General features: G+C 54.0%; 9 protein-coding genes. 3 read left to right on the forward strand and 6 right to left on the reverse strand.

The features are described from left to right. From DMG62_22910 to DMG62_22935, 6 genes are all read right to left on the reverse strand, one after another. A partial coding sequence (locus DMG62_22910) for an acylaldehyde oxidase (protein ID PYY20597.1) occupies positions 1-583 on the reverse strand: 583 nt, incomplete at its 3' end. A gap of 6 nt (positions 584-589) precedes the next feature. Beyond that, positions 590-1,582: an FAD-binding molybdopterin dehydrogenase gene (locus tag DMG62_22915; protein PYY20598.1), complete on the reverse strand. Its 993-nt coding sequence runs from the start codon at positions 1,580-1,582 to the stop codon at positions 590-592. Further along, positions 1,579-2,250: a hypothetical protein gene (locus tag DMG62_22920; protein PYY20599.1), complete on the reverse strand. Its 672-nt coding sequence runs from the start codon at positions 2,248-2,250 to the stop codon at positions 1,579-1,581. Before DMG62_22920 ends, DMG62_22915 begins: the two co-directional genes overlap by 4 nt. A 115-nt stretch (positions 2,251-2,365) precedes the next feature. Beyond that, complete coding sequence (locus tag DMG62_22925; GenBank protein PYY20600.1) at positions 2,366-2,824, reverse strand: hypothetical protein; 459 nt, start codon at positions 2,822-2,824, stop codon at positions 2,366-2,368. Positions 2,825-2,915: 91 nt separating this feature from the next. Continuing rightward, the gene (locus DMG62_22930; GenBank protein ID PYY20601.1) at positions 2,916-3,722 is read right to left on the reverse strand and encodes a hypothetical protein; all 807 of its coding nucleotides are present in this window, start codon (positions 3,720-3,722) and stop codon (positions 2,916-2,918) included. A 1-nt stretch (position 3,723) separates the two neighbouring features. Continuing rightward, entirely contained in the window at positions 3,724-4,248 is a 525-nt protein-coding gene (locus tag DMG62_22935) for an RNA polymerase subunit sigma (protein PYY20605.1), read from the reverse strand. A 267-nt stretch (positions 4,249-4,515) separates the two neighbouring features. On the opposite strand from DMG62_22935, the gene DMG62_22940 reads away from it, so the two are divergent. The 3 genes from DMG62_22940 to DMG62_22950 form a co-directional block, all read left to right on the forward strand. Then, the gene (locus tag DMG62_22940) at positions 4,516-4,923 is read left to right on the forward strand and encodes a hypothetical protein (GenBank protein ID PYY20602.1); all 408 of its coding nucleotides are present in this window, start codon (positions 4,516-4,518) and stop codon (positions 4,921-4,923) included. Positions 4,924-4,994: 71 nt separating this feature from the next. Further along, entirely contained in the window at positions 4,995-5,606 is a 612-nt protein-coding gene (locus tag DMG62_22945; protein ID PYY20603.1) for a hypothetical protein, read from the forward strand. A gap of 474 nt (positions 5,607-6,080) precedes the next feature. Further along, on the forward strand, positions 6,081-6,722 hold a 642-nt coding region (locus DMG62_22950; GenBank protein PYY20604.1), incomplete at its 3' end, for a hypothetical protein.

Genomic DNA, 6,722 nt, shown 5'->3' on the forward strand with positions numbered 1-6,722 from the left:
TCTCGATCGGGTTGTGATTCTCGATCGGCGTCGAATATACGAAGTCGATTTTGTGTGCTGCAGTCGCCAATGCTGAGTTAACGTCGCCGCGTTTGTGCTGCAGCTCTTCCCGGCCGGCGAACTTCTCCGGCACGGTGGCGTTCTTCTGCGCGCGTTCCTCGTAGAGCGTCACCACCGGTGGTTGGCTTTGGTAAGTCACCTGGACCAGCGACGCTGCGTACGTCGCTTCTTCAAAAGACTCCGCCACTACCACGCCGAGATGTTGCCCGTCATGATAAATCTCATCGTCCTGCAGCGGCACACGGTTCTCGCCGGGAGCACCGGGTTTGCGCAGGTCATCCGGGTATGGCCTGAAGTGTGGCGCGTTCTCACGCGTCAGAATTCCGGCAACGCCCGGCGCTGACTTCGCAGCGGACAGGTCAATCTTTACAACCCGGCCGGCTGCGATCGTGCTCTGAATCAGCGCGCCGTAAGTAAGTCTCGGGCGCGCAAATTCGGCGGCGTATTTCGCGGCACCGATGACCTTGACGTGACCGTCAATGCGGGCAATCGGCTGACCAATCGGTGATGATGTTGCAGCCATGATTCGTCACCCCATTGCAGCGACGTTGCTCAGGGCACGCACAATGGCGCGCTTGGCCAGCTCGATTTTGAACGAGTTGTATTTGTAACCTTTCGCTGCTGCGAGCTCGGCTTCGGCTGCGACACGAAATGTGTTCTCGTTGGCTTCCTGGCCGATCAATTTTTTCTCCGCAACATTTGCGCGCCACGGTTTATGCGCGACGCCGCCGAGAGCGACGCGCGCGGCATTGATCTCATTGTTTGAACCTAGATCAAGCGCAGCTGCCACGCTGACCAATGCAAACGCATAGCTGGCACGGTCGCGCACCTTTAAGTAATGCGACCGCACTGCGAAGGGGATTGCTGGGAGATCGACAGCGATGATTAATTCGTCCGGTCCAAGATTTGTGTCCCGTTCAGGTGTGTTACCTGGCAACCGATGAAAATCACCGAACGCGATCTGCCGTTCGCCATTCGGGCCGCGCACGTGCACGACCGCGTCGAGCGCAGCGAGTGCAACGCACATATCGCTCGGATGGGTGGCGATGCACTGTTCGCCCTGGCCGAGAACGGCGTGAATTCGATTGTAACCATCGAGCGCCCCGCAGCCACTACCGGGTTTGCGTTTGTTACACGCTGGGAACGCCGGATCGTAAAAATAATAGCAACGCGTCCGCTGCATCAGATTCCCTCCCACAGTTGCCATGTTGCGGAGTTGCGGACTCGCGCCAGAAAGGAGTGCCTGGCTCAAAACAGGATAACGCGTTTTGATTAACTGATGCTCTGCAACATCCGAATTGCGGGCCATTGCACCGATGCGCACGCCTTTATTCGGGAGTTCCTCGATTTGCGCGAGTGGCAGCCGATTGATATCAATCAACCCATTAGGCGTTTCCACGCCCATTTTCATCAGGTCGATCAGATTCGTTCCGCCACCAAGGAATTTGCTTTGGGGTTTTCCGGAGACAGCTGTGACAGCCTGATTCGCATCCTCTGCGCGCACATAAGTAAACGGATTCATGCGCGACCCTTGGTCTTCGCTTCTTTGATCGCGGCTAGAATATTCGGGTAAGCGCCGCAACGACAGATATTGCCGCTCATCCATTCGCGAATTTCATCGTCGCTGTTGGCGTGACCTTCGTGTAACAGCGCGACCGCCGAACAAATTTGCCCAGGCGTGCAATAACCACATTGAAATCCGTCATGCTCGATGAAAGCCGCTTGCATCGGATGCAGTTCATCACCATTCGCGAGTCCTTCGATGGTGGTGATCTCATCGCCTTCGTGCATTACTGCCAGAGTGAGACAGGAGTTGATTCGCCGCGCATTGACTAACACGGTGCACGCGCCGCACTGGCCGTGATCGCAGCCTTTTTTCGAACCCGTCAGTTGCAGTCTTTCCCGCAATGCGTCGAGCAATGTCACCCGTGGATCGACATCCAGCGCGTGACTTTTGCCGTTGATCTTGAGATTCACTTTAAGTAAATCGCTCGTCCCTTCGGGTGTTGCCGTCGGGGTGACCTGATCGAGCGAAGCGGAACCGACAAGATGCGGTCCGATGGCAAGAACAGCGCTGGTTCCAGCGACCTGCTTAATAAATTTTCTGCGCGTTTCGAGATGACCGATAATCCCAAGCTCATTTGATTCGCTGGCATCGGATGCAAGCGGCTCTTCCGATTCGCTGGACATCGTTTAAGAAATCGCAGGCCGCGTGGATAGCGGTTCGAAAATCTCGCTTCGAGCGAGAAAAATTAGGCCAGCGGCGAACGGCAAACAGTCTTCGGGAAAGGTGGCGCGAGAGAAATCAAGCCGGGTCAGGAGTGCTCGCCGGGTCCGCATTTTGGACGGGAGCTGGCTGTACATTCGGCGTCGGCAGGTGTGGATGTGCGTCTTCTGTATCTGTGGCCGCTGCCTTGATGGTGGACCCGGTGGAGCGGACAACCTGTTCGATTTTCATTTCAGTCGTTGCCAACGGATCGTATGAGACATGCAGCGCGCCCTTTTCTATTTTGCTTTCGATTACGCCGTCCAGCGCTTGGATTGCGTCGGTTATTTTCTTTTGGTGAGTCGGGTCCCCAAGCTCTTTGATTTCGATTCGAGCGGCCATGGTTTCACTCAGACTCGAATCGGCTGGATCAGGTTTGTTATTCATACGTTTTGAGACTTCTTGACGAGTTTCTATACTCAACAAAGTTGCGCGCAGAAAAGATACCCAAGCTCGGAACAAATCGAAAAAACCGCCAATTGCGCCATTTCGCAGCAAAGTTTTCTCCGGCTAAATCTGACCGCAGAGAAGACCTTCGACCGATCTGAGATTGAGATCGCAAGCTCTGGTGGAAGCTCAAAGATTGACGTCACAGCGGTGGCGCCTTGGCGAAAGCGAGCTGGACCACATTTTCGGCTGGCATGTCCGAAATCAGCACGCAAACCACCTTACGGTCTTGCCAGAATACCATAGTTACGCCCGTGACTTCATAAATGTGGAACTTTTTTCCCCGGTGTTCGCGTTCCATAGCACCGGCGGGCAATTCTGAAAGGTTTCCGACGTACATCTGACAGACCAAATCCTGGTTGTTCGGTCCGCGGTAAACAACCCATTCCGTCCGGTGTGATAGAAGATATTGCACTCGTCCGCCGACCAACGGGTAGTTCTTCGCGCTGAGATCGTAGACGTGCGGCGTGAACGGCAAGCCATGCGTGCCAAAAAATGCTTCCATTTTCTTCACGTCGGGGGTGTTCAGTTCCAGTGTCAGCTTCTGGTTTTGATAGCTGCGGAAATCACGCGCGACGATTTGGGGAAGGGTGCGTTGCTTCGGAATGAGAATGAGTGCAAGAATTCCCAGCGCCACGAGGGCGGCGACCCACGCCATAATCGGCTTCCATTTTCGCATCTGGAAACCTGGGCCAAGCGTAATCGTTCTCGCACTGCTGGTATCTGCTTCCAACGCTCGCAAAATATTCTCGCGCAGTTCCGAGGGCACCGCCTTTGCCGCGAATTGTTTCGCCACAAACGACTTCGTCCAGCGCAGTGCATCGAATTCATGCCGGCATTCCGTGCACGCTTCTACGTGTCGCTCGACTTCGGCTCTCGCGTGCGCATCGAGACGGTTGTCCAGTAGATCCTGGATTTCGTCTTTGAAATGCTTAGGCGACGTCGGCATGTCAGATTGGCGGCTTTCGCATGAGGCCTATTTTTCGGGCGTAATCTTTGAGTTCCAGAAAGAGCATCCGACGTGCGCGGAATAGACGCGACCGCACCGTGCCGACCGGACACTTCAGCGCGGCCGCCGCTTCTTCGTATGTGAGTGCTTGCACGTCCACGAGCAGCACCGCGGAGCGGAAATCTTCGGGTAGTTTCGCTAAAGCTTGATTCAGTTCCGGTTCTTGCCAGTCCAGCTCGGACCTGGTTAGTGCCACGAATTTTTTCTCCCAATCGTCATCCGTCAATGTGCGGTGGAACTTCTGTTCGAGTTCCTCAATCGAAACGGTATCAACCTCGCGTTGGTGTTTCCGATATTTGTTGACGAAGATTGAGTACAGAATGGTAAACAGCCACGCCTTGCAATTAGTTCCCTCTTTGAAATTCGCAAAGGTGCGATAAGCGCGCAGGTAAGTTTCCTGGACGATGTCGCTAGCATCTTCCGAATGTCGGGTAAGGCGCAGGGCTTGGTTGTAAAGAGCGTCCATGAATGGCAGCGCCGCTGCTTCAAACCGTGCGGCGGCTGTCTTCTTTTCGTTTGGAGATGAGGATGCCACGGATAACGACCGAAATCGTGCCCCGTGGCTTAATCTCGGCAAAAACCTTCAATTACCTTTCGCGATTGGGAACTTTTCTGCGTGGAACTTTGTTGAGTACAGAAAAGCCGGTGAAGACTCAAAAAGACGAATTACTCACCAAAAAGGAGTGTGGGAGGGCTCGGACCCGGCATTAAACACACATAAAAAGGAGGAAACATGTATACGCAGACTAAATACATCACATTAATTACCGGGTTGTTAATGCTGGCATCGCTCAGCAGCGTAACAGCTCAACCGACAACACCGACGCCGCGACCCCGGCCCCACCCGCTAAACTTACACGCTGGTGCGGTGTATGTGTTGACAAATCAGGTGCAGAACGCAGTCGCCGTTTTCAGTCGTACTACTGATGGCCATCTAACTGCGGCAGGCCAATTTCCCACAGGCGGTGCAGGCGATCCCGTGGCAATACCGCCCGACCCGCCAACCGATCCTCTGGCTTCAGAAGGCGCGTTGGTCTTTGGCCCAGGCAATCAATTTCTGTTCGCCGTGAACGCCGGGAGCAAGGAGACGTTCACGAAAATCTGCTCTATGTGCTTAATGAAGGCGGTACCCCGAATATAACCGGCTTTACTGTTGGGGATGATGGAACGCTAACACCCTTGCCTGGATCAACTCGGCCGTTGATTGGCGGTATGGGGGCTGATCCTGCGGAGGTTAGTTTCAACAATGACGGCACACTGCTGGTTGTAACCGAAAAACTTGGAAACCGTCTTGATACTTACACGGTTGATCAAAACGGGTTGCCCAGCACACCCATCAATAATGCTTCGAATGGAATGACACCGTTTGGGTTTAGCTTTAACAACGAGGATTTCCTCATTGTTTCAGAAGCTTTTGGCGGTGCGCCGAACCAAGCGGCGGCTTCTTCTTATAGCAGCGATCCAACTGGCGTTCTAAGCGTGATTACTGGTTCACTGCATAATAATCAGACCGCCTCTTGTTGGGTGGTGATACCTAACAACCTAATGCGAGCTATTGTGTCGAACACCGGCAGCGGCACGATTTCCACTTATAATATTAATGGTAGCGGCATGCTAACGCTTGGTAACGCTGTCGCCGCCAATCTGGGACCGAACAGTGCGCCAAGAGATATGGCTCTCAGTGTTAATGGCCAGATCTTGTTTGTGCAGTCCGAGGGTGGCCAATCTGTAGCCGTTTTTCATCTAGAAAACAACGGCGCCCTCACACCGGTTGATACCGCCGGAGGACTGCCATTCGGCGCGCAAGGTATCGCCGCAAAATAACTAAGTGCCGTAGAGGAGCGTCGCCCTGCCGCATCCATTGATTGAATACGTGCTGGGAAATGGCTTACGAGCAGGCCAGCCCGCTGCTGCGATCCATTATCGACAAGGGGTGGAATATGGCCGGAAGAGCAACATCCAAAACAAGCAAACGTACACTGATCGCGCCGCGTAAATGAGGGAAACGCTATGTTCGGTGCGATCTAGGGAAAATTCAAAAAAGAAGTTCAGGTTGGCCGTTCGCTCGTGGCGGATCGGCGGCGGCAGGCGAAAACCAAAGTTCAAAAGAGGCAACGCGACCGCGTCGACACAATTTAGTGTGTCGCGAAACGGCGCGTGGCGTTTTCCCGTAGGGCAAACGCCGTACTAACACATTCGCTTTGACTCCCGGATTTTATGAAAAAACGAACGACCCGCCGCGTTCAAGCGCGTCTTCCTCGAGGCGCATTCTATCCGCTCCTACTATTGGCTATTTGCATGATCCCTTTCGCGCTGGCGCAGCGAGACGCTACCAAGCCAAGCGTTACGCACCTCCGCGATTTGGCGTGGACGCTGGTTTCCCACACAACGCTCACCTTTGCAGAGCGTGTGTCCTATCAACGAAGCATTGAGGAAGTTTACTGGCGACATCGGATCTGGCCAAAAGAGCGTCCTGATCCTAAGCCGTCGCTCGATGCAGTGATGTCTCAGGCGCAATTGGAAGAAAAAGTTGCAGGGTACATGCGAAATTCCCAAGCGTTCGAGGGTTACTACCACCGGCCGATTACTGCCGACGAGTTAGAGACCGAAATGGATCGTATAGCAAAGTACTCGAAGCAGCCGAATGTCTTGCGCGAACTGTTTGAGGCGCTCGGAAACGATCCTTTTGTCATAGCCGAGTGCCTGGCCAGACCTGTATTTGCTGAGCGTTTGCTGCCTCGTTCAATCGTTCACGAAGCAAGACAGACCATCCGAGCTGTTACTCAGACTGTAGCTACTACGGCCAAGTACACTCTTCCTCTGATACAGGATACGGAGGGTGGATGCAGCAATGACACGTGGACAGCTACTAGCACGATCAATGCCCCCACTGCGCGGGCGTTTCACACGGCAGTCTGGACGGGCATTGAGTTAATTATT

Source organism: Acidobacteriota bacterium (genome assembly GCA_003225175.1).
In the GTDB taxonomy this organism is placed as follows: Bacteria; Acidobacteriota; Terriglobia; order Terriglobales; family Acidobacteriaceae; genus Gp1-AA112.